This is a genomic window from Waterburya agarophytonicola KI4, assembly GCF_020640915.1.
GTDB classification, from domain to species: Bacteria; Cyanobacteriota; Cyanobacteriia; order Cyanobacteriales; family Xenococcaceae; genus Waterburya; species Waterburya agarophytonicola.
The window spans coordinates 1-22,116 of record NZ_JADWDC010000072.1 but is presented as its reverse complement, the minus strand read 5'-3'; the positions used below and the strand labels follow the sequence as shown (position 1 = coordinate 22,116).

The 22,116-nt window shown below is 37.6% G+C and carries 21 protein-coding genes and 1 pseudogene; 6 read left to right on the top strand and 16 right to left on the bottom strand.

What is annotated here, in order from left to right; translation table 11 throughout:
* Window positions 1-50: 50 nt before the first annotated feature.
* From I4641_RS19865 to I4641_RS19850, 4 genes and pseudogenes are all read right to left on the bottom strand, one after another.
* Window positions 51-281, bottom strand: a pseudogene (locus I4641_RS19865) (PHP domain-containing protein); the annotation flags it as partial.
* Between the two features lie 63 nt (window positions 282-344).
* Window positions 345-1,574 (bottom strand): molybdopterin molybdotransferase MoeA, encoded by a 1,230-nt coding sequence (locus tag I4641_RS19860; RefSeq protein ID WP_229642325.1) that lies wholly within the window; start codon window positions 1,572-1,574, stop codon window positions 345-347.
* Between the two features lie 274 nt (window positions 1,575-1,848).
* Entirely contained in the window at window positions 1,849-2,832 is a 984-nt protein-coding gene (locus I4641_RS19855) for a phosphotransferase (RefSeq protein ID WP_229642324.1), read from the bottom strand.
* A 252-nt stretch (window positions 2,833-3,084) separates the two neighbouring features.
* On the bottom strand, window positions 3,085-3,582 hold the full coding sequence (locus I4641_RS19850) for a 2TM domain-containing protein (protein WP_229642323.1): 498 nt from the start codon (window positions 3,580-3,582) through the stop codon (window positions 3,085-3,087).
* Window positions 3,583-3,786: 204 nt separating this feature from the next.
* Here I4641_RS19850 and I4641_RS19845 point away from each other — a divergent pair, with 204 nt between their 5' ends.
* Entirely contained in the window at window positions 3,787-4,953 is a 1,167-nt protein-coding gene (locus I4641_RS19845) for a site-2 protease family protein (protein ID WP_229642322.1), read from the top strand.
* 105 nt (window positions 4,954-5,058) lie between these two features.
* On the opposite strand, the gene I4641_RS19840 is transcribed toward I4641_RS19845, so the two are convergent.
* The 5 genes from I4641_RS19840 to I4641_RS19820 all read right to left on the bottom strand — a co-directional run bounded on the left by I4641_RS19840 (window position 5,059) and on the right by I4641_RS19820 (window position 11,962).
* On the bottom strand, window positions 5,059-7,572 hold the full coding sequence (locus I4641_RS19840; RefSeq protein ID WP_229642321.1) for a GumC family protein: 2,514 nt from the start codon (window positions 7,570-7,572) through the stop codon (window positions 5,059-5,061).
* 253 nt (window positions 7,573-7,825) lie between these two features.
* Window positions 7,826-8,959, bottom strand: a complete 1,134-nt coding sequence (locus tag I4641_RS19835; protein WP_229642320.1) for a DegT/DnrJ/EryC1/StrS family aminotransferase — start codon at window positions 8,957-8,959, stop codon at window positions 7,826-7,828.
* A gap of 29 nt (window positions 8,960-8,988) precedes the next feature.
* On the bottom strand, window positions 8,989-9,774 hold the full coding sequence (locus tag I4641_RS19830) for a sulfotransferase family 2 domain-containing protein (protein ID WP_229642319.1): 786 nt from the start codon (window positions 9,772-9,774) through the stop codon (window positions 8,989-8,991).
* A 132-nt stretch (window positions 9,775-9,906) separates the two neighbouring features.
* Window positions 9,907-10,698 carry a sulfotransferase family 2 domain-containing protein gene (locus I4641_RS19825; RefSeq protein ID WP_229642318.1) on the bottom strand — a complete coding sequence of 264 codons (792 nt, stop codon included), beginning with the start codon at window positions 10,696-10,698 and terminating at the stop codon, window positions 9,907-9,909.
* Between the two features lie 148 nt (window positions 10,699-10,846).
* Window positions 10,847-11,962, bottom strand: a complete 1,116-nt coding sequence (locus I4641_RS19820; protein WP_229642317.1) for a glycosyltransferase family 4 protein — start codon at window positions 11,960-11,962, stop codon at window positions 10,847-10,849.
* A 207-nt stretch (window positions 11,963-12,169) separates the two neighbouring features.
* Here I4641_RS19820 and I4641_RS19815 point away from each other — a divergent pair, with 207 nt between their 5' ends.
* Complete coding sequence (locus I4641_RS19815; protein WP_229642316.1) at window positions 12,170-13,150, top strand: ABC transporter ATP-binding protein; 981 nt, start codon at window positions 12,170-12,172, stop codon at window positions 13,148-13,150.
* Window positions 13,151-13,301: 151 nt separating this feature from the next.
* Here I4641_RS19815 and I4641_RS19810 read toward each other — a convergent pair whose 3' ends face one another.
* Both I4641_RS19810 and I4641_RS19805 read right to left on the bottom strand, forming a co-directional pair.
* A complete protein-coding gene (locus I4641_RS19810; RefSeq protein WP_229642315.1) occupies window positions 13,302-13,664 on the bottom strand; it encodes a DUF1815 family protein in 363 nt (120 codons plus the stop codon).
* 134 nt (window positions 13,665-13,798) lie between these two features.
* Window positions 13,799-14,575 carry a hypothetical protein gene (locus I4641_RS19805; RefSeq protein ID WP_229642314.1) on the bottom strand — a complete coding sequence of 259 codons (777 nt, stop codon included), beginning with the start codon at window positions 14,573-14,575 and terminating at the stop codon, window positions 13,799-13,801.
* A gap of 159 nt (window positions 14,576-14,734) precedes the next feature.
* On the opposite strand from I4641_RS19805, the gene I4641_RS19800 reads away from it, so the two are divergent.
* Window positions 14,735-15,493 carry an energy-coupling factor ABC transporter ATP-binding protein gene (locus I4641_RS19800; RefSeq protein ID WP_229642313.1) on the top strand — a complete coding sequence of 253 codons (759 nt, stop codon included), beginning with the start codon at window positions 14,735-14,737 and terminating at the stop codon, window positions 15,491-15,493.
* 21 nt (window positions 15,494-15,514) lie between these two features.
* Here I4641_RS19800 and I4641_RS24305 read toward each other — a convergent pair whose 3' ends face one another.
* Complete coding sequence (locus tag I4641_RS24305) at window positions 15,515-16,282, bottom strand: response regulator transcription factor (protein WP_229642312.1); 768 nt, start codon at window positions 16,280-16,282, stop codon at window positions 15,515-15,517.
* 220 nt (window positions 16,283-16,502) lie between these two features.
* On the opposite strand from I4641_RS24305, the gene I4641_RS19790 reads away from it, so the two are divergent.
* Window positions 16,503-16,763, top strand: a complete 261-nt coding sequence (locus tag I4641_RS19790) for a DUF6761 family protein (protein WP_369426848.1) — start codon at window positions 16,503-16,505, stop codon at window positions 16,761-16,763.
* 2 nt (window positions 16,764-16,765) lie between these two features.
* Here I4641_RS19790 and I4641_RS19785 read toward each other — a convergent pair whose 3' ends face one another.
* The 3 genes from I4641_RS19785 to I4641_RS19775 are packed head-to-tail and all read right to left on the bottom strand — an operon-like array spanning window position 16,766 to window position 19,275.
* Window positions 16,766-18,151: an ATP-binding protein gene (locus tag I4641_RS19785; RefSeq protein WP_229642310.1), complete on the bottom strand. Its 1,386-nt coding sequence runs from the start codon at window positions 18,149-18,151 to the stop codon at window positions 16,766-16,768.
* A gap of 24 nt (window positions 18,152-18,175) precedes the next feature.
* A complete protein-coding gene (locus I4641_RS19780; RefSeq protein WP_229642309.1) occupies window positions 18,176-18,943 on the bottom strand; it encodes a hypothetical protein in 768 nt (255 codons plus the stop codon).
* Window positions 18,944-18,987: 44 nt separating this feature from the next.
* Complete coding sequence (locus I4641_RS19775) at window positions 18,988-19,275, bottom strand: Mo-dependent nitrogenase C-terminal domain-containing protein (protein WP_229642308.1); 288 nt, start codon at window positions 19,273-19,275, stop codon at window positions 18,988-18,990.
* Window positions 19,276-20,164: 889 nt separating this feature from the next.
* On the opposite strand from I4641_RS19775, the gene folP reads away from it, so the two are divergent.
* Together folP and I4641_RS19765 are read left to right on the top strand one after the other, a co-directional pair.
* On the top strand, window positions 20,165-21,010 hold the full coding sequence (gene folP, locus I4641_RS19770; RefSeq protein WP_229642307.1) for a dihydropteroate synthase: 846 nt from the start codon (window positions 20,165-20,167) through the stop codon (window positions 21,008-21,010).
* A 25-nt stretch (window positions 21,011-21,035) separates the two neighbouring features.
* Window positions 21,036-21,251, top strand: a complete 216-nt coding sequence (locus I4641_RS19765) for a hypothetical protein (protein ID WP_229642306.1) — start codon at window positions 21,036-21,038, stop codon at window positions 21,249-21,251.
* Between the two features lie 111 nt (window positions 21,252-21,362).
* Here the strand turns inward: I4641_RS19765 and I4641_RS19760 are convergent, their stop codons facing one another.
* On the bottom strand, window positions 21,363-22,079 hold the full coding sequence (locus I4641_RS19760; RefSeq protein WP_229642305.1) for a hypothetical protein: 717 nt from the start codon (window positions 22,077-22,079) through the stop codon (window positions 21,363-21,365).
* Window positions 22,080-22,116: the final 37 nt, after the last annotated feature.

Below are 22,116 nucleotides of genomic sequence, written 5' to 3'. Positions count from 1 at the left end.
CGCTCTTTTTTTTCCCTGATTATAACCTAAACTAGGTGCGTCTAAGCTTAGTAACCCAAAACATGGAGCGATCGCCCATTATAAACCGTACTAAGTTCGACTCCTGGTATAATTTCAATATTATGGGGAACTGCTGCTGCGATCGCTTCATTCCAACCGTACAAAGTATCGTGATCCGTAATGGCTAATGCTTTAACTCCTGCACTTGCAGCCCGTTCAACCAACTGTTGCGGTGTTAGTATGCCATCAGAATAAGTAGTGTGGGCGTGTAGTTCTATCATTTAGCTTTTCTTTGAGTATGACAGTAGTAATTGCTTGTCAGAACGATATTGACTAATTTTAAGTCAGTCAACGAGCATCACCACAACTTCTCTGTCTGCTGCAATAAAATTTTCCCCCACAGGAACGATCGCCAGACCATTAGTTTGTGCCAAATTAATTAAATTACCCGAACTATGGCTACCCCCAGCTAGAGCAAATTCATAGTTACCATCAACTAAATGTAATTGTCCCCAGAGGTAGGTTTCTCTTCTACCACCAGCTTTTAGATCGTGACGGGTAGTAGCGGTAATAAAGCGGGGTTGATAATTATTTTGTCCTGTTAATTTTATCAATGGGGGTTGCACAAAACGCCAGCAACTAACTAATGCGGAAACGGGGTTTCCTGGGATACCAAAATACAAACAGTTATTGTTTTCAAAAGTTGCAACTGTTAGAGGTTTTCCTGGTTTGACGGCTACGCTACGGATGTGTAATGTTCCCCCTAACTCTGCCAAAATGCGATCGACATAATCATAATCTCCCACTGATACCCCACCAGTAGATAAGACAATATCTGCCGAGTCTATAGCTTGTGCGATCGCTTTTTTCAACTCTTCTGGTTTATCTGGTACGATACCCAACTTAACGGGAATTGCCCCATTTTGAGCTACGAAGCTTGCCAAAGCATATTGATTGGAATCTACTATTTGTCCAGGTTGTAAAGATTGTTCGGGGGTAACTAATTCATCCCCTGTAGATAATATTGCTACGCGGGGGCGACGATATACAGATAACTCAGTACATTGGGCGGTAGCTAATACAGCTATTTCTGGCGCGCCAATTTTAATTCCTGCTTTTAAGATGGGCGTTCCTGCTTGATAAAATGTCCCTTTATGGCGGACAAATTCTTGTTCTTGGGGTGCAGAGAGAATAATAACTTCATCCCCTTTCCTGGTGGTATTTTCTTGAATGACAATCGTGTCAGTTCCCACTGGAAGCATTGCCCCCGTGAAGATACGGGCTGTTTGTCCTGACTTAATTTCTACATTAGGGCGATCGCCTGCTGCAATTTCTGTAACAACTTTTAATGTTGTGGGATTATCTCCGCTACAGTCTTTGACATCTGCATATCGTACTGCATAACCATCCATTGCTGAATTATCCCAGTGAGGAAAATCTAACTTACCCTTAACGGCTTGGGCTAATACTCTTCCTTCTATATTTTCTAAACTTACGATTTCGCTGTCTTTTTCAACATCTAAAATTTCAACTAAATTGAGAATAATTTCTTCGACTTCGTTAACAGACAGCATAAAACAATTGACAAAGAAGAACTGGTTTAATTTTCATTATTATATATATATATTTGATGTAATCCTAAAGGATACTGCTTCGCATATAAGTAATAAGTAACTCTTTATTCTTCTTACTTAAACTTCGCGATCGCTACGAAACTCCAGTTTTCAACATCGACAGGGCTTATTACACAAGACAATCTTTACATTTGATTGATTGTTTTCCACGACAGAAACCATTTTTCTTATTTCTTCTTTCTGTGATAGCTTTTGCGTAACCTCAGAACTTGAGTTAAAATAATTGCCATTCTTGAGTACTCAATCTCTTCAATTGATGTAGATGTCTTTTAATATAAAAATCATCTAGTCTCGACCAATTATGAATAGCGGTAGCATTAATGCCAATTGCCCAAGCCCAAATATGCGCCATCTGAGTTAAAGGTTGTAAAGATGATAGTTCTAAGTCTGTCAGCTTTTGTACTTTTTGATAACCAATTAAAAAACTGTCTCTAACCTTGCATTTAATTCCTGCACTGAGGGAAACCTGAAGAAACTTCGCAATATCAAATACGCGCCAGCCATAGCCACATTGATCGAAATCAAAAAGAGTAATTTGATTGTCTTTGGTAAAATGAACATTGCCACTGTGAGGATCTCCCCAACACACGCTCCAAAGGGGCGATCTTTGTTCCAAACAAGTCAATTGATGTTTGATGTTGCAGATCGCTTTTTCGAGAAATATCAGATCTTCGCTGTTGTGGCTCAAATAGGGATTAATTACTTCCCAAGAATCATCTAGTAGATATTCAAGATTGAGAGCTTGGCGAGGAGTTGTGTTCTGGAATTTTAAAGATGAAGCATGTATTCGACCCAAAGTTTGACCCATAATCGTACTTTGATCTATGCTCAGATCTCCTTGGGGTACTTCTCCTGGGGCGTAGGGGAAAAGTGCTGCATAGCGATCGCCTTCTACGGCACCAACTGTCACAAACAATTCACCTGCTGTAGTTTTCAAGGGGTTAGCAACAGGAATATCTTGCTGATATAAAAAGTCAAGAAACTCTAGCTCAAATTGAATATCTGATTTAGAACGCCAGTGATGATGAGAAACCTTAAGAATATAAGATTTTTCTGAGGTTTCGATTAGATAAATATCGCTTAGACCGCGATTCCAAAATAGACATCGATCTATTGCCCCTAATTCGTATCTAGAAAGAACTCCATCTATCAGGGCTTGGGGAGATAGAGTTGAATAGATAGCTGGAAATACACCCATCGCCACCATTGATAATTAGATCCCTTAATAATACTAATCCACAGATATACTTGCTTCAAGGATAAGTCCCAACGGGCTATATACAGTAAAAGACAAAGAACTTATGGATTTGCATGAGTTCCTGTTTTCGACTATAAATCTTTGACATATATATGCTTCTAAACTACCTGTTATTTGGCTTGGATTAAGTAGCAATTGATACGAAATCCTAATATTAGTCTATTTAGATAAAATCAAGCAATTTAAACTCACTCAAGCTTGCAAAGTTTTTTGTAGTTTTGTCCATACTGTTGCTACAGTTTGCTTCACTTCATTTTGAAAGCTCCAGCGTTGAAATTCTTTTTCGTAGGCTTCCCCCCCAGATTGGTAAGCTTTCCAGCCATTTAAAGCTATCCCCAATCCCCAAAACAGCAAAATGTATAAAGACCAAGAAAGCGTACCTATAGCAATCAAATTTAAAGAAACCAAAAAAGTATTGACGATCGCAAATTTAGTTAATTTTTGTTTAAATTTTTGACGACGATGGAGATCGAAAGATCGACGTTGGCGATCTACAGCTTTTCTCTCCAACCAATCTCTCTCCGCAGACTGAATCACCGCATTACTAATATCCAACTCCGAGGCGATTTCCCAAAGTTGTTGTCGGCTTAATTCATCTTCTGTATGATGGCTAGCGATCGCCAATTGCAGTATTTCTTGAATTTCTGCTTGACTATAAGAATCTGGATATGGTGGCGTTATATCTGACATATTATTTTGGCATCTTTCCACTATATTTATTATGCCCAAGATATGCCAAGTTGCTACCGTAATTTTGATGGCGGTTTTTACTATACCCTGGAAGGGTGAATTATTGTTTACTGTTCGTTACAATTTTCTTATAAGCCAATAAAAATATTAAACACTTTTATTAAGCATTGAAATCAATTTGCGTCTTTTAGATAGGAGAGTGCCATGAACGGCAACATTCGGATCGGTAATTTATTTGGCATCCCCTTTTTCATTAATCCTTCATGGTTTTTTGTCTTAGGGCTAGTCACTTGGAGCTATGGCTCAAACTTAACCCAATTTCCAGAATTAACAGGGATAATGCCTTGGTTTTTGGGTTTAGTAGCTGCTTTGCTGCTATTTTCGTCCGTAATCGCCCACGAACTTGGACATAGTTTTGTTGCTATATCTCAAGGAATATCAGTCAAATCTATTACCCTATTTATCTTTGGTGGCTTGGCAACCCTAGAAAAAGAATCAGAAACACCATTACAAGCATTTTCTGTAGCGATCGCAGGGCCTTTAGTCAGCGTCCTACTGTTTGGTCTTTTTTCTTTTATTGCAGCTACAGCACCTTTAAGTTTACCCATTAAAGCGATCGTCTCTTTGGTGGCATACATTAACTTGGTCTTAGCACTGTTTAACATGATTCCTGGCTTACCCCTAGATGGCGGTAACGTACTCAAAGCAATTGTCTGGAAAATTACAGGAAATCCCAACAAAGGTATTATCTTTGCGGGAAGAGTCGGACAAGTCATCGGTTGGTCGGCTATCGGCTTGGGTTTATTATCTGTCTTGGGTATTAGTCAAGTAGGGAGCATCTGGACGTTGTTTATTGGAGCATTTTTGCTACGCAATGCTGGTTTTGCTGCCCAATCAGCCACAGTACAAGATAAATTAAGTCAATATACAGCTTTGGATGCAGTCATTCCCGATAGTCCTATTGTTGATAGCAATCTTACAGTTAGAGAATTTGTTAATAACTACGTAATTGGCAAAGAGCGATGGAAAAAATTCTTGGTGATCAATGAACAGCAACAGCTAATTGGAGAAATTGCGATCGCAGACCTCAAACAAACTCCTACGTCTCAGTGGAATGACATCTACTTAGGGGAATTGATTAAACCTGTTGATGAAGCTAACACTATTCTTGCTAACACATCCTTACTGGAAGTAGCCAAAGAATTTGAAACCAATAACCCCCGCGAATTGGTAGTAGTGGGAGAAGCAGGAGAGGTTTTTGGTTTGTTAGAAAAGTCTTCGATTATTAATTTGATGGCAAAAGAACAAACAGAGAGCGATCGATCCGACACAAAAGCAGATCTTAAAACAGAAGAATTGCTGCAACACTAAAGTATTTATAGAGTTATTTCTTGAATATCAAAACTTGAATATAAAAAAGGATAAGAAAACTAATTCTTACCCTTTTTTTATTTGAGATTGAATTTAAACTATCAACTACAAGATTTGAGTACTAGCATTCTTTCTAGTCTCTAATACTTGTTGATATTGATGAAGCATTTCACGCCGTTTTTCAAGATTTCGTTTTTGTCCGACTAGAGTTTCATCTAGCATTCTTTTTCTTTCTTGCTCTTGGCTTAATTCATTTTCCAAGTAAAAACGTTCGTTTTCCGTAGCAACGTTGGCTTGACGCTGTAGTTTTTTGACCTTTTGGCGTTGGTTTAACAACTCTTCTTCTTGTTCTCGAACTAATAGATCTAAGTCTCCTAAATCTTGTTGAAGAGATGCCACCATGCTTTCTAATTTTTCTATGGGAGCAAACTGAAGTTCTTCTTCTCCAAGATTTGCTGCCAGTTTACTTTTTTTAGATTCTTTGGACATCGAAGAAATAGTATCCCACAGTTCGCCTTTGGAAGATGAAGTTCCATCGGTTAGTCTATTTTGCTGTGTAGATTGCTGACTCGCTAAGGCTTGATAATAGAACGGAGTGGAGTCGAACTGAGGAGTAATACCATTAAAGATAATACCCAGCATATTAATGCCAGACTGAGCTAACATATCTTTGGTAAATGCTGCTTGCGATCGCTCTACAAATCCAGGTCTAACTACCAACAGTACACCATCAGCCATACGACCCATAATTGGCGCGTCGGCAGTCATGTCTAATGATGGAGTGTCAAAGATAACAAAATCATATCGCTCCGACCAATAGTCCATTAACATTCTCATTCTTTGAGAATCGAGCAAAGTAGCAGGAGAAAGAGTTGCCGTACCAGAAGTAAGTAAATCAAGATTGGGCATAACTTCATCGATAGTCATGCGAGGATCTAGCTGTTCTGCAATCACATTACTCAAACCACTATCGTTATATCTATCCCAAATACGGTGCTGACTGGGAGAATGCAAGTTAGCATCAACCAATAGAACTTTATTTCCTACTTGAGCCATTGCTGCTGCTAAGTTTGCTGCTACAGCAGACTTGCCTTCTTGAGTAGCCGAACTAGTGATTACAATAGTCTTAGCCGTGCGATCGGAGTTTAAAAATTTGATGTTGGATTGTAACATCCGATAAGATTCGCTCAAAGGCAAAGAAGGATAGTCTCGAACGACCAACTTAGGTATGAGGGGATCGCTATCTTCTGCTTCTGGCAAACTGAGATGATTGACATGGTCTGTACTGGGAATTACTCCCAACCAAGTGTAACCATATAGTTGTTTTGCTTCTTCGATAGTTTTGATAGACTTATCGCTAATTTCTAGGAGATAAATTACTCCTGCTGCTGCTAGAAGTGCTAAAGAGCCAGATGCTAAATAACCAACAGCACGAGAAGATACGGGAGTAGTAGGAACGACTGCATTAGAAATTACCCTTACATTACCAGGGTCTTGACTTTCGGCAATCTTAACCGTTTCTAGTTGTTTCCAAAGGACCTCATAAGAAGATTCATAGGATTGAGCTTCCCTTTCCAACTTACTTAGTTTTTCCTCTATTTCGGGGACTTTTTTGATTTTTTCCTGACGACTATCTGCTAGTCCTTGAAGACTAGTAAGTTGCCTTTGCAAGCCAAAATTACTGGCTTCCCATTTAATCAATTCGCTAGTCAACTCTTGTTGAACGACTCCAGATTTGTTGTTACGCAATACTTCTACTGCTTTTGTTCCCCCAACAGAAGAGGCTTGCTGCTCTAGTAGTTTTTGTAAGGAATTTATTTCGTTTTTGAGATCGATAACATTTGGGCTGTTGTCAGTAAACTTCGCTTGGGCGATAGCTAGTTCAGATTCAGCCTCCTTTAGTCTGGCTACCGTACCGCGAATTTCCGCAGATTGACCGACTGTTGACAGTATAAATGCTTCTTGAGTACTCAAACCCAATTTTTCTCTAATGTAATTAGCTTGAGATTCAGCATTAGCAAGTTCGCCGCGAGTTTTAACTATTTGATCCTCTAAATCTTTCTGAGAAGTAATTAAGGCTTTGGTATCTTCTGCGGGAGCAACAAATTCGTTTGATTCTTTTAGTTGACGTATTGCAGCTTCAGTTTTACGTAAAGACTCTTCTACTTTGGGTAACTGCACTTCCAAAAATTCTCTGGCAGAAACAGCTTCAGCAGTATTAACGATTTGGTTGTTTTGCAAATAGTTTCTGACCAAGGTGTTGACAATCTTTGCTGCTTGTTCTGGATCTTCACTAGAGTACGAAACTTTAAGAATATCCGTTGATGGTAACGAACCAACTTTCAATTTTCTGGAAAAAGCATTAACACTTAGTTTCTGCCCATCAGCGCTTTTCAGGTTTAGTTGAGGGTCTTCAATAGTTTCTTTAATTAGAGGAACAGATCGTAGTACTTCTGCCTCAGTTGCAATTGGATTTCCTCTATCCGCAATCGGAGAAAATCCACCTATAGCTTTACCAACATCTGTTAAAGATGAGGTAACAGTATTTCCTTTAAATTTTAATTTAGCTTCTGCTTGATAAATATTTTCTTTAAGAGAGGTGGCGATAACGCCTAACATCAATACTGATAAAAAAACGACTGAGCCTGGGAGCCAATGTCTTTTAATGATTTGCCAATATTGATCTAGATCCACAGAATTTTGTGAGGGGTTCATAAGCAAATGTCACTTTAATAACGACGCTGTTTTAAAAATAGTTAAAGGATATATACGTATGTAAATATACTTAGATTATGATAACTGAAGAGTAGTAAAATTTAGACAAAGTTTTCTTCAAGATTGTAAAACTTTTGATAAAGTTAAGGTCAAGATTTTATTGATGGCGATAAACTTTTTTAATCTCAGTAATTACTCTACTTAAATCTTCTTCGCTCAAATTAGAACCAGAAGGTATGCATAAACCTTTTTGAAATAGTTCTTCAGATACTCTACTATTAAAGCACTCACAATCGGAAAATACAGGTTGTAAGTGCATTGGTTTCCATAAAGGTCTAGTTTCTATATTATGTTTTGCTAGGTGTAGGCGAACCTGTTCGCGATCTATTTTTGCCACATTGGGATCGAAAGTTAGACAACTCAACCAATGAGTACTTTTACCATAATCAGGCTCAGGCATAAATTCAATGCCAGGTAAATCTCCTAAAGCTGATTTATAAGTTGCAAAATTTCGGCAACGAGCAGCAACTCTTTCTGATAAGACTGCTAGCTGTCCTCGACCAATCCCTGCGGAAATATTGCTTAGTCGATAGTTAAAACCAATTTGAGTGTGTTCGTAATGTGGTTCTGGATCTCTGGCTTGGGTTGCTAAGAATCTAGCTTTCTCAATTAAATCTCCATCATCAGAAACTAGCATTCCTCCGCCAGAGGTAGTAATTATCTTGTTTCCATTAAAGGAAAAAATTCCCGCCCGTCCCCAAGTCCCTGGGGAAGTATTTTTATATGTTGCACCCAAAGCCTCTGCTGCATCTTCTATTAGAGGAACAGAATAGCGATCGCATATTTCTAGAATTGGCTCTATATCAGCACTTTGACCATATAAATGAACTAATACTACTGCTTTGGGTAACTTATTAACTTTTGCTTTTTGAGCCAAGGCTTCAGACAGGAGATTGGGATCCATATTCCAAGAAGTGCGATCGCTGTCAATAAAGACAGGCTTCGCTCCCAAATATGTAATAGGACTAGCACTCGCAATAAAAGTAAAAGTCGAACAAAATACTTCATCTCCTGCTTCAACTCCCACTAATTTGAGAGCTAAATGTAAAGCTGCTGTCCCAGAAGATAAAGCAGCCGAATATTGCGAACCTACCAGGGTAGAAAATTCTCGTTCAAAAGCATCTACATTTGGACCAATAGGAGCTACCCAGTTGGTATCAAATGCTTCTGTAACAAACTTTCTTTCTTGCTCTCCCATGTGAGGAGTTGATAATAGAATTTGTTTTTTCACGCTCGGTTTTATAGTTTTTTAATTGTGTTTTATACCGTACTTTGTCGTTCGGTTAAATTTGAGATTGGTTGATAATCAAAAGCTTCAAAGTCTCGAACAAAAATTCGATTCACTATTTCAATTGATTCATCATCATAATAATCTAGATATTTTTGTTTGTTTGTGATTCGCCTCGCTTGATTAAAGTGAGGAACTTCCAAACCATCATTTAGTCCGACTATTTGGTTGATTTTTTGTATATCTTGGTCTAAATTTTCTAATTTGCCAATAAAATCAAATTTAATATTGCGGTTGTTATCGATATAACTAAATTGATCTTGACCTCCCATATATTTTTGAGTAAACGATGGTGGATAATTTGAGTTTAAATAGTCGATAAATAAGACAAAGCTTTTAAAACTTCCATCGGGATACATTTGGTGAAAATGCTGACTGGGAAGTCTTTTTATATCTATAAACTTCCCAATTTGAAATCTCAATCTATTAGCTAAAGTTTTTTTAACAGTCATGGGGGATTTATATCTATTTTCCCAGACTGATAACAACCAACTATAGGGGTTACGCACAATAGCAAACTTAAAATACTCTTGAGGATCGACACCTAATTTGTCTAAAACTGGTAGCGATTCAGAAAATCCCGAATGCTGGCGGTTAACATGCCAATCTCGTCGCCATTCCTTGCCAGATTCTGGCATCATAGCGTTTTTACTTCTAAACTTTTCTGATATATAAGGTACGAGCAGTGCTGCTATACTAGTACCCCCAGTCTTTTCTATATGGATGAAAATAACTTTCTTTTTATCTGCAACAATCATTGACAATTCCGATTTTAATAATATTTTTACTCAATAGCTCCATCCTAAATTAGTAGGTACTATCTAGGGTAATAAAAAATCAAAATATCATAACTTTGTTAATTACTGGGGAAATAAAAATGATTAGAAGTTCTACTCGGTCAAGACGTCTATCTTTGAGGCATTGGAGATGGGTTGGTAATCAAAAGCTTTGAAGTCTCTAGCAAAAATTCGGTTGACAATTTCAATAGATTTGTCATTGTAATATGTTAAATAGTTTTTACGCTTTTGTTTGTTACGATCGCTGCCATGAGTTTCGCGAGGAACGCTTTCAAGATCCTTTCCTTCAACCCTTTTAAAAATTGTTTTGAGATCTTCCTCTAAATTTTCAAATTTACCAATAAAGTCGAACTCAATATTACGATCGTTATCTATAAAACTATATTGATCCGAGCAACCCCAAATTGTTCTAGCTAATTTAGGATTTTCACTAACCATGCGGTCAATAAACAAAACAAAGTTTTCAAAACTACCATCAGGATACATTTCATAAAAGTATTGTGCGGTAAAAAGTTTTTTGCTCGTTAACTTTCCGAACTGGAATTTTAAGTTGTTGACCAAAGTATTTGGGCTATTTCCTGTAGGAGACTGATAAAAATTATTCCACACCGATAAAATCCAACTATAGGGATTGCGAACGATAGTAAACTTGAAGTATTCATCTAAATCGATATTACAGCGATCAACACTTGATAAAGCATCAGCAAACTTAGAGTGCATCCGAGTGTCAATATGCCAAGTTCTACGCCAATGAGGACCATGACTTCTGGCGTTTTTACTGCGACAATTTTCTGAAATATGAGGCATCAATAGTTTTGTAATACTAGAACCTCCTGTTTTGTAGATATGTATATAAGCAATCTTTTTGCGATCGGCTACTATCATTATTTTTCTGGTGATATTTTTATTTAGACCATAGGATATATAAAACTACTATAAATAAAAAATATTTAAACAGACAGCTATGATCGAGCTTTTGACCGAAGAAATATTTTTTGAGGCAGTTTTTACCACTAATGATTATTATTGGTAGCTATTTTATGGCGATCGCATTAGCTCGATCTGCTACTACCTGTTCGTAGACAGCCAGAGTTCTCTCATACATATGTTTGAAAGTTAATTCTGATTCGTATTTCTGACGAGCTAAGATACCCATACTAGTCCTAGCTGATTCATTCTCAATCAAGTAAGCTAATTTTTGATGCAGAGCGATTGCATCACCGCGAGGAATTACATAACCAGTTTGGCTATCAATCACGATTTCTTTAACTCCACCGACATCAGAAGCGACTACGGGCAATCCGGCTCGCATTGCTTCAATAATCGTGCATGGCAAACCTTCCCAATTAGATATCAAGGTAAAGATTTGGACTTCGGCTAAAATCTGTGCAATATCCTGGCGGAAGCCAAGAAATTGGACTTTTTTAGCCATATTTAATTTTTCTACTTGCTTTTGGGTTTTAAGCATACTTGGTCCATCGCCAATCAAAATCAATTCCGCATTAAGATCTTGAAAAGCTTCAATCAAAGTTGCATGGTCTTTTTGTCGATCAAAACGAGCAATCATTGCTACCTTAATCGGTTGTCCCCCCACAGGATTAGCCATCAGATTGGGAGTAATATCTTTCATCCCGTTGTGTACCGTCAATAGTTTTGCCGAATCCATACCAGCTTTGATACCAATGGAGCGATCGTGTTCGGAAACGCAGATTATTTTATCTGCCAAAAATGCGGTTGCTTTTTCTAAGACGCGATAAATAGTGCGATTTGGCTGAGGAATTCCTGTAGTGAATGACCATCCATGGGCAGTAAACACGCAAGGAATTTGAGACATTTTACTCGCCAAACGACCTAATATTCCAGTTTTACTGGAATGAGCAGCAATCAGATCTGGTCTGAATTCGGAGATTATGTGCAGTATGTAGCGTAGACTTTTACCATCTAAAAAAGGATTGATTTGTTTACGTAAGAATTCACAAGGAATAGATTCAATACCCGCTTCTCTCAAATCTTCATTGAATACCCCTTGCTGACCCGTCAGGATTAGTACTTTGTGACGATCTTTTTGTAGAGCGATCGCTAAGTCTTTTACATGAACTTGCGCGCCTCCAATCGCATCAGCCCTGGTAATCACAAATAAGATGTTCATTTTTTATTGATGGTTTTAAATTAAGTTTAGTTATCGTGGGTTAACTATAATTACAATAAGCTAAATTACCTATTGTTTATATGTTTTTTTGATTAAATAATTAAAAAAATTTTCTAAAAATAAAATTCATCTACATTGAGATGTTAGAAAACAAGGGATTTTGGGGAAATATACAAGTAGAAAATACTTTTTCCCTGACTGTCATTTATGGATTCTGCTACTGATTTATCTTCAAATTCATCCCCCAAAGATTCTATGCCAGTAGTGCAAACTTGGAACTTGGGAAAGGTTTACCGTACTGGCTTTTGGATGAATCAAAAAATAGAATCTCTGAAAAACTGCTCTTTAAGCATTTATCAAGGAGAAACTTTTGGTTTATTAGGACCAAATGGTGCGGGTAAAACGACTTTGCTCAAGACTTTGTTAGGAATTACTCGTCCTTCTGCTGGAAGAGCGGTTATTTTGGGCAAACCCATTGGCGATCGCGGTGTTAAGCAAAGGATTGGCTATTTACCTGAAAATGCTTATTTGTATGATTTTTTAACCGCCTGGGAGTTTTTAGAATTTATTGCTGGATTATTCCAAATTCCTAAAAAGAAACAGCGTCAGCGCATTACAGAATTGTTGGATTTGGTAGGATTAGCTCAATCAACTGCTCGCAAAAAGAAACTAAAACAATATTCTAAGGGGATGCTACAGCGAGTTGGGATGGCACAAGCTTTGATTAATGATCCTGAAATTGTGTTTTTGGATGAGCCGATGTCAGGATTAGATCCCATGGGACGTTATCGAATGCGAGAGATTGTCTTATCTCTTAAGCAACAGGGAAAAACGATTTTTTTTAATTCCCATATTTTATCCGATATCGAACAGATTTGCGATCGCATTGCTTTTTTGGCGTTGGGAGAATTAATTTGTCAGGGTTCTTTAGACGAACTCTTAGGGACAAGTAATGCTTATCAAGCAATTGTCAGGGGAGGAAATTCCGAATCCTTAGCTCCTTGGATGACCAATTTAACTCGCGAAAATAACCGTTGGCACGGTCAACTAAAGGTAGAGCCAAACCTATTTGTCAGTCATCTCGACAGCACAGAAGCGAGCTTGGTCAGTATTCATTTGGCTAGACCTTCTCTAGAAGAATTTTTTATGCAGCAACTTCGAGAGAGAGGGATCGAAATTAGTCGATAAAGCTAGATTGGAGAAATTGCGATCGCTGCGTATTTTTTAGTTTTGATTGCCATTATTGATCAATTTCCATAGAAATAATGCCCGAACTAGTTAACTAATTCGGACATTATTTCTGAGATATTAAGCATTTTAGGCAACTATTAATTAATAATTAAACACGTTGTATGGTTGGTTGACTATCAGATTTACTGGCTTGAGACTCTGATAGTTGTATTTGATATTTAATTAAATCTGCCAAATCTTGTAATTGATTAATTGCTTCTGCACCTTCAAGTTTCATTAGTTCTCGATCGTCTCGCATTTCAGTCCAAGTAATTCCATAGTCTGAGACTAGAAAACGGATTAGATGTTCGTCTCCCAAGCTAACCATAAACGAAGCACTATTCATTTCTCCGCCACAGGTATAGCACGAAGCTAAATAACCTTTATTTTCTAATGCGATCGCCAAAGCTTGTAGAGTCATGACCAAGTCTTGAACGAATTGACAATGCTGTTGCGCGAGTCTTGTAAACACTTTGTTCCTCCGAACACCTTAAGATTCATTGTAAACGCTGATGGATTTTTTTAATATTTTCTTAATATTTTCGGCATTCGTCCATCGGTGACAATTAATTTTCCTTATTAGTGTAACGAAGGTTTACTAAAATATTATGTGTCTTTTGATTCAATTAGTTCAGTTTGCACAATAATCGCACATAGTGGCACAGTACTTTCGTCTGTCAAAACCGCTTCTAAACTGAGTTCTACCATAGAGGGTATTCCCACCACAGATAAAGAAAATTCAAAACCACATTGATTGGCAGTAGGTATATCAGGATACTGTCCTACTACTTTTGAGCGAAGTAATTCTACAGGAGTTGATAAAATCTCTTCTGATTGGTGCTTAACTTTTAGAGTTTTTGCTTGGGCTTTTTTTCCTAGTACCCAGCCTTTTACGAGCAGCGCGCCTGTAGTAGTGACAGATTCAGCCTTAGGGGTAATAATGCCAAAACCCCATAAAGTATCAAAATTCTCTTTAGGTAGAGTTTTTTTAATTTTTGCAACTCGGACGGGGGTTTGAATATATTGCGTCCAGTCCTGAGTTCGAGCTAAGGCTTGTCTTGCTTGAGCAAGCTGGGACTCGGCAAGATTGAGTTGTTTTTGTTGTTCAAATAATTCTTTTTTATAGCGTTGAGCTTCAGCATTAACTTGTTGCAATTTCAGTTGAGTTTCCCCCAGTTCAATTTGAAAACCCTGATTGATTTGTAGTTGAGCCTTGGTTTGTGCCAATTCTTTTTGCACTTGCTGAAAGTTAGTTTTAAGCTCTTCTAGCTGGGACTCCATTTGTTGCAATTGAGCTTGGGCTGTTGAAGCTCGCTGTGCTTTTTCTTGGTACTTCTTCAAGTCTCCTTCTGATAGCCAGTTAGCTAGTTTTGCAAGCCTCACATCGTTACTCCTCAGGCAATGGTGGTTGTTAAAATGGTAAACAATATTTCTGCCTATGAATTGCAGGGTTTGAGTTTACTCCGTTAAATTCTACCCCAAGATCTAAATTATGCTGGAGAATAAAGTATAGACCGATAATGCTATGTATTCTGATAACTAATGAGCGATCGCCGTGGTCAATCGATTTTGCGTTTGAAAGCAGTTAGTCTCCAGGCTAGTGTGGGTTCGGATTTTTTACTTCATAATATTTCTTGGGAACTCAAACAAGGCTCAAAAGTAGCGGTAGTTGGGGCATCTGGCGCGGGAAAAACTTCTTTACTTAGATTACTCAATCGCTTGGCTTCACCGACTAAAGGAAAGATTTTTATCCGAGACTTACCTGCAAAACGACTAACCACCACTCAACTCCGCCGACAAATAGTTTTAGCACCCCAAGAACCTAAATTATTGGGAATGAAAGTGATTGATGCTTTGGGGTACCCGTTGAGATTACAAAAATTACCAGAGTCAGAAATTAGGCAAAGAATTGAGACTTGGGTCAATTTAATTCGTATTCCCGATGAATGGTTTGACAAGACAGAATTACAACTATCTCTAGGACAAAGACAATTAGTCGGAATTGCTAGATCCTTGGTAATGCAGCCAGAAGTGTTGTTATTGGACGAACCAACTTCTGCATTAGATATTGGGACGGCGACTCATGTTTTTTCAGTGCTAGGGAAACTCAATCAAAGTCAAAATCTCACCATTGTAATGGTCAATCATCAATTAGAATTACTGGTAGATTTTTGCGATCGCATATTATTTTTAAATGAAGGAAGATTGGAGGAAGATCTACCCGCCAACGATACTAACTGGGATAAATTACGACAAAAAATATTGCGATCGCACTCCGAACAAGAGCAAGAGTGGAGTTAAATATTATCAATGTTTTTAGTATTATTGTATTCTGCGAGAAAAACGGCTAATATTAGCCGAATTAGCTACAGAAAAGTTTTTTTCGGCAATATCCTCTCTCTCGATCAATTCGGGGTTAAAACGATAGCCTACATTCCGTACCGTCTGTATTATATTTGGCTGCCGTGGACTTAATTCAATTTTTTTACGTAAAGAAAGGACGTGGGTGTCTACTGTACGAGGGTTATCAATAGCTTCAGGCCAAGCCCTTTGGAGTAATTCGGCACGACTCAAAGGATTTCCCTCAGCTTGAGCCAAGACATACAATAAGCTAAACTCCTGAGGCGTAAGTTCGATAAAATTGTCTCTCAGCTTTACCCGTCGCTGTGCCAAATCTATTTTTAGATCTTTACATTCCATCGATAGAGGAACAGAATTATTTACTCTTATCCTCCTAATTAAAGCTTCTACTCTGGCTAAAAACTCCTGCATGCCAAAAGGCTTGGTCAAGTAGTCATCAGCACCAGTTTTCAATCCTCTAACTATGTCTTGTTCGTTATCTCGTGCAGACAATAAAAGAATTAAAGATTTCTGCTGTTCGTAAAGCCAGTGAGATAATTCTAGTCCATCCCCATCTGGCAAATCAGAATCAATAATCACTAATGCTGGGTGATGTCTATTGAAAGCATCTCGACCTTGTTGCAAACTAGCAGACTGACTGACAACATAACCCGACTGTTGTAAATGCCAACCTAGTAGTGATCGCAAGTGAGGGTTGCTTTCGACTATTGATATATGTGCTGAAGTCACTTTAGCCTCATTAAATTTAGGAAAATTCCTTTAAGAATAAGGCTAGCATTAGCATTCTGAATATTTTGTAGCGATGGTTACGACGAACAATGACCAATGCTTCAACCAAAAAAAATTAATTGTTAAAAGTTAAAGCAGTAAAATGATAAAAAGCCAAGAAACTTAATAACAGTTCAATTTCTATCGAAATATTCAGCGACATTATTCCTTAAAAATTATGATTATTCAAGATCCCCAATCCATTCGTCACTATCAAAAAATCACCGATGGTATGGTAGATCTATGGCGCAGACGCTATAGTTTTGAAGAAATTAGACTTTATATGGAAGGATATATTGCCTGTTTGCGAAACAGTGACTTTGTAGAACAACATCATATTCATCGTTTGGAGGAACAAGCATTGCGCTTTTTAAGAGATCCTTCTAATTTTGAATTGTCGTATCCTCATACACAAACAGAAAAAGAAACAGATTATTGGTAAATTTAGCTAGACCCTATTTTTAGGGGAAGACGCACCTGAAAAATAGTTTTTCCCGCTTGGGATTCAAAACGGAGATTTCCTTGATGCTGCTGCACGATAATACGTCGAGAAATATCTAAACCCAAACCGCTACCTTTGCCTACTCCTTTACTAGTAAAAAAAGGTTCAAAAATGCGTGCTTGGATTTCTGGAGGGATACCAGCCCCATTATCCATAATTTCTACTAAAACGCAATTATCTTCTAGGGCAGTACGAATAGTTAACTCTCCTTTGCCATCCATTCCATCGATCGCATTATCGATTAAGTTGGTCCATACTTGATTTAATTCGCCACCATATACTGATAGACGGGGAATATTTTTGCCATATTGTTTGTTAACCGTCACTCCATATTTAAGCTTGTGATGCAGTATTTTGATAGTGTTATTTAATCCTTCGTGTAAATCTACTTCTTGTATTGCAGAGCGATCCATATAAGAATAGTTTTTAATTGCTCCCACTAAATCAGATATACGGCTGGTACTTTGTTCTACCTCGTTAACCAAGCCATTCATAGTTAACGTAGCTTCTAGCCAGATTACAGCCTCGCTAAAAGCTTGAGATTCCATTTCTGTAGCTAGTTTTTCCAGTTGGGACGATTTTATTCCCCCATAAGCCAAGCTAGAAGATAATTGCCAAGCATTTTCGACACCTCTGCTTTCCAACCAGTCAGCTAACTCATCTTCAAGATCGCTTTGTTCGAGGGGAGATAAAAAATGCTCTCGATCTGCTTGTTGAATTGCCTGGTGTTGTAATTCTTGGAGTAGTTGGCGATGATGCGCCGAAAACTGTTTGCCTCGTAGAGATAGCATATTTTTTTGTAAAGATGCGATCGCGTTGCCGAGTTGTTTAGCTGCTCTTCTACCTGCTGCTGCGGGATTATTTAATTCGTGGGCTAATCCTGCCGATAGTTTGCCCAATGCTGCTAATTTCTCTTGTTGACGCAGTTTTATTTCTAATTCCTTAGAACGTTCTGCTAAAGTCGGCACAAACAGATCGATACTGTTGGGGCAATTTTTGAGTAATTCTTTAAAATCATCAAATTGAATTACTCGACTAACATCAATGCTACTAGCGGTAGCTTGGGAAATTCCCCCCGTCAAGGTACTTAAATCTCCCGTAAATTCTCCTCGACGGTGAATGGTGACGACAATTTTTTCTGCACCCAACTGCTTGGTGATTTTTATTTGCCCGTCTAAAACTATATAAAAACAGTTAGCTATATCTCCTTCGGTAAATAATATCTGGCTGGGTTGCAGTTTGATAACTGTTCCACAAGCTTCTAAATTTTGGAGATATTCATCTTCTAAAACTGGAAAAAGAACCGAATTTGACAGATCGTTAGTCATATTCAACTTAAGGGGAACATAATACTAGAATAGACTGTATCTTTGTAATAATACATCTATCAGTTTGGGTAAACTTTTGGCTAATTGTGACCCAGTAGAAAAGCTAAGTTGTTTATAGCCCACCATATCAAAAGGGATTGTGCCTTTTAAATCTGGACGTTCCATATCGAGCAGTAGGATTTGTCCGTTATCTTTGTTTTGAATGCTATAGCCCAACTCAACACATACATTGGGATCTATTAATAAGTCAGACTGCTTTTCCCTGGAGATCTTTCCAATAGGAGTAACATCAGCTACGAACAATAAACTTTTGTTGATTTTGCGCAATTGATTGTTGCTAAGGCGAAGAGGCGATTCGGGCGCATGTGGTGTAATCTCTAGGGAGAGGGGAATTCGCGATCGCGTTGCTAGTCGGTCGATGATGCTCTCTAAAACCTCTGTAATTGCTTTGTTAGCAGGTTGACAGTGATTTTGAGGACTATAGTAAATAATCGGTTCAAGTCCAGAAATACTATTGCATTTAGTAAAATATATTTCCTGAGAAACTAAGTCAATGTTGGAAACTAGATAAGTACCGCTTCCTTGGATATAAAACTCAACTGTTTTACCTTCTAAATATAATTCAAACCAGTCCGATCCTTCTACTTCAAAGCGATCGTCTAAAAAATCTGCTCGCAAACCCGTTTTTAACAAGCTATTTCTGCTCAAACGCAGAGTGCAGGGTTTTTGGATTACTTTTTTGATTGGTTCGTATTGTTCTAGATACCAAGCTTTTAGCGCGATAATTGCCACGATTGTCCGTACAAAAGAAAAGGATGTTCCAATTTTATTGTACCTTAGCAGTACGCGCTAACATCTTCTCCACAAACATCGGCTAAGTAACAAATTGCACGAAAACGCAAAGCTATCACTTCATTGTAAAGAGGATTGAGTTTACACATGGGGGGAATTCTTAGAATAGTCCGTCCAAATAACTTAATTTCTCTTTCAAAGGGACACTGACTGGGAATCGATTTACAAATGCGGTGAGCTACATTACTGTTTTTAATTTCCATATTATCTAACCACTTACGTAAGGGAGAGAAAATATCGATTTTGGATTTTAGATGATGTGCTGCGTTCATAATTCATTCCTTTATTTTGATAAACCGTTTTAACAGTGGGCTAGTCGATTTAACTGCCTTGTTCAGATACTTACGTAGGAAAATGTCAATTAATGCTTTCTGTCCGAACTCATGTTTATTAAACAACAAAATTTAGTTTTAACAAGTGATTGAGATCGCCCTGGAAAGCATTTTGTTTCTCCCCAAGCTATTCAAGTTCTTCGATATCATCCTGCACGATATTTATTCGCTTCTGCATGAGTAGAATCGCTTAATTTCCATGAAGATTAATTGAAGCTCTAGTTAAGAATTAGTAAATGGGAATTGACTAACATTATTGACTATCTTTAATAAAAGTATTTTGCCAATCTTTTTTAACAAAAAAAATCGATGCTAGTTGTTATTTATGTAACATTTAGACTCTTTTTTACAAATAAAAGACTAGTTTGTGCCACTTTGTATTTTGTCAATAGACAAAATTTCATTCTCCAATTGCAGAATATTTAACAAAATACATAAGAAAAAAGCTACTAAAAGTTTGCATTCGCTTTCCAGAAAAATTCCCAAAAAAGCAACAGCATTGTAATCGGAAGTCTCAGCTAGCTTAACTAATAAATCGAAATTAATGTAAGTAATTATCTGACTACAAAGTTTTCATAATATTGGAGAGAAACTACTAAGTAGTTGATAGTTTTTTCAAGAAATTAACTTGGATTCATAAACATCACCAATCAAATAAAACACTTAAAGAATTCTGTTCATGAATCAGTATAACGTTCTAAATTTTTGATTGTTGGTAAAAATGTATTGAAGATTACCAAATTTAGGAAAAATATTGTTTTTCCTTTCCTAGCCACTAGTGGACAATGGCATAAATACAGTAACAGTAAATTAGAGGCTGAATAAAATAATGACTTTAAAAATTCGCGATCGCTTTTTTAATTGGGGAGAAAGGACTTATTTGATGGGAATTCTCAATGTTACTCCCGATAGTTTTAGCGATGGTGGGGAATTTAATAGTGTCGAAACGGCTTTCTCTCAAGCCCGAGATATGATTAAAAATGGCGCAGATATTATTGATATTGGTGGCGAATCTACTCGTCCTAATGCAGCAGAAGTATCTATTGAAGACGAACTCGATCGCGTCATTCCTGTAATTCGTCAATTGCGTCAAGAATCTGCTATTCCTATTTCGATCGATACCACCAAAGCAATTGTAGCCGAAAAAGCGATCGCAGCAGGGGCAGATATTGTTAATGATATTTCGGGGGCTACTTTCGATGACAAGATGTTAGCCACTGTCGCCAAGTTAGATGTGCCGATTATTTTAATGCACATTCGTGGTAATCCTAAAACGATGCAGAGTTTGACCGATTATCAAGACGTAGTGACAGAAGTAGCTGAGTTTTTGACGATACAGGCAGAAAAAGCGATCGCCTGTGGGATCGATAAATCCCATATTATCGTTGATCCTGGCATTGGTTTTGCTAAAACTGCCAGTCAAAGTCTAGAGTTGGTGCAACGCCTAGCCGAATTGAAAGTGTTACACTTACCGATATTGGTTGGGGTATCTCGCAAAAGCTTTATGGGTCCCATTCTCAAACAAGATCGTGCTAAAGATAGAGTTTGGGGTACTTCAGCAGCCTGTTATGGGGCGATTTCTCGCGGTGCTGATATTCTCAGAGTCCATGACGTGACCGAAATGTATGATGTTTGTCGAGTAGCCGATGCTATCGAACGCAATTTCATTAGGTAATAAATAAATCAAGACCTTGTAAGATATGAGCGACCCAGATTATCCCAACGTTGTATTGGCTTTTGTCTACCGAGATTTCAAAATCCAAATCGCTCGCGATAAATGGCAAGGAGAAGATTTTTATACAGCTTGGGCTAATTATGATTTAGGTAGTGCGGTAGCTGTTCCCTTTGCGATGACTACTAAGCTAGCTGTTAGAAATGCTAAACGCTGGGTAGATCGTAGAATTAACGATTCCTAAGTGCTGATTGATTTAATTGTAGTTCCCATCTGTATTTATAATCTTAGAACGACAAAAAAATAAGCGATCGCTTGTTCTCAAATAGAAAGAGATCGCTTTAGGTAAACTTATTTATAATTCAAAAACATAAAAAGTAGGATTACCGTTATTCTCTAGGGAAAAATCAGGCAAAGTTGCTTGTATGTTTTCAATTTCATTGCGATCGCTCGAAAACAAATGAGAACCAGTGCTACTATTGAGCATTCTATATACAGGAATAGTTTCAAGATTTTCTGGTTGAGATTCAAAAGCGTAGTATTTAATTCCTTCAAAACTATAATGCTCTAAGGTGTCTTGAATCGTCTCTTTTTCTAGTTGATTCATGGTGTAGAGGTGAGAACCAGTCTGTCGATTAAAAAAGCGATAAACAGGCTGAACTCCTTCAATTACTTCTCCCGTCAAGGCATCTATATTGTCAGTTAAAACAGTAAATTTTTCTGATTCATACTGATAAGCCAAATTTCCTGCTGCGGTTTGTTCTCTAATATAATCAGATTCATTATCATCAACAGTATAGAAATGAAATCCATTATTCGATTCAAAAAAGCGATGTACGCTGTCTATTTCAAAACGGTTTACTAAATCTCCAACACCACTAATATCCTCGCTTTCTGGTTTATCAACATCATTGATAATATTTGTAGAATTATCTTCTTCTGGTTTATCAACATCATTGACAATATTTGTAGAATTATCTTTCTCTGGCTTATCAACATCATTGATAATATTTGTAGAATTGTTTTCTTCTGATTTATCAACACCATCAACGATATCTAAGTACCTAAGCAAAATTAATTACATAGCGATCGCCAAAATGCCGCAAAAT

Excerpts from the sequence above, each read along its gene's own strand:
- I4641_RS19825 (WP_229642318.1), bottom strand. The coding sequence starts at position 10,698 with ATGATAGTAGCCGATCGCAAAAAGATTGCTTATATACATATCTACAAA.
- I4641_RS19860 (WP_229642325.1), bottom strand. The coding sequence starts at position 1,574 with ATGCTGTCTGTTAACGAAGTCGAAGAAATTATTCTCAATTTAGTTGAA.
- I4641_RS19850 (WP_229642323.1), bottom strand. The coding sequence starts at position 3,582 with ATGTCAGATATAACGCCACCATATCCAGATTCTTATAGTCAAGCAGAA.
- I4641_RS19830 (WP_229642319.1), bottom strand. The coding sequence starts at position 9,774 with ATGATTGTTGCAGATAAAAAGAAAGTTATTTTCATCCATATAGAAAAG.
- folP (WP_229642307.1), top strand. The coding sequence starts at position 20,165 with ATGACTTTAAAAATTCGCGATCGCTTTTTTAATTGGGGAGAAAGGACT.
- I4641_RS19800 (WP_229642313.1), top strand. The coding sequence starts at position 14,735 with ATGAGCGATCGCCGTGGTCAATCGATTTTGCGTTTGAAAGCAGTTAGT.
- I4641_RS19840 (WP_229642321.1), bottom strand. The coding sequence starts at position 7,572 with ATGTTAGGCGTTATCGCCACCTCTCTTAAAGAAAATATTTATCAAGCA.
- I4641_RS19845 (WP_229642322.1), top strand. The coding sequence starts at position 3,787 with ATGAACGGCAACATTCGGATCGGTAATTTATTTGGCATCCCCTTTTTC.
- I4641_RS19820 (WP_229642317.1), bottom strand. The coding sequence starts at position 11,962 with ATGAACATCTTATTTGTGATTACCAGGGCTGATGCGATTGGAGGCGCG.
- I4641_RS19785 (WP_229642310.1), bottom strand. The coding sequence starts at position 18,151 with ATGACTAACGATCTGTCAAATTCGGTTCTTTTTCCAGTTTTAGAAGAT.
- I4641_RS19815 (WP_229642316.1), top strand. The coding sequence starts at position 12,170 with ATGGATTCTGCTACTGATTTATCTTCAAATTCATCCCCCAAAGATTCT.
- I4641_RS19775 (WP_229642308.1), bottom strand. The coding sequence starts at position 19,275 with ATGAACGCAGCACATCATCTAAAATCCAAAATCGATATTTTCTCTCCC.
- I4641_RS19855 (WP_229642324.1), bottom strand. The coding sequence starts at position 2,832 with ATGGGTGTATTTCCAGCTATCTATTCAACTCTATCTCCCCAAGCCCTG.
- I4641_RS19765 (WP_229642306.1), top strand. The coding sequence starts at position 21,036 with ATGAGCGACCCAGATTATCCCAACGTTGTATTGGCTTTTGTCTACCGA.